Annotated in this window: 1 protein-coding gene; it reads left to right on the plus strand. The window is 67.0% G+C overall.

Translation table 11 applies throughout. The features are described from left to right. Window positions 1-445, plus strand: a 445-nt coding sequence (locus C7C45_RS33125) for an ATP-dependent Clp protease proteolytic subunit (protein ID WP_110568842.1), incomplete at both ends; no start/stop codon positions are given.

The raw sequence follows: 445 nt of genomic DNA on the forward strand, positions 1-445 counted from the left end.
AAGGAGTCGAACCCGTACAACAAGCTCTTCGAGGACCGGATCATATTCCTGGGAGTCCAGGTGGACGACGCGTCGGCCAACGACGTGATGGCCCAGCTGCTGACGGTCGAGGGCACCGATCCGGACCGCGACATCATCATGAACATCAACACGCCGGGCGGCTCGTTCACGGCCATGACGGCGATCTACGACACAATGCAGTACGTCCGTCCGGCCATCCAGACGGTCTGCCTCGCTCAGGCCGCCAGCCCGGCGGCTGTGCTGCTGTCGGCGGGAACCCCTGGTAAGCGGCTTGCTCTGCCGCACTCGCGGATCATCATCCACCCGCCGGCCACCGCGGGCGGCTACGGGCAGGGCTCGGACATAGCGATCCAGGCCCGGGACATCCTGCGGCTGCGGCCGCAGCTGGCGCACATGCTCTCCCGCGACTGCACCCGGCCTATCG

Origin of the sequence: Micromonospora arborensis (genome assembly GCF_003205615.1) — a bacterium.
Lineage (GTDB): Bacteria > Actinomycetota > Actinomycetes > Mycobacteriales > Micromonosporaceae > Micromonospora > Micromonospora arborensis.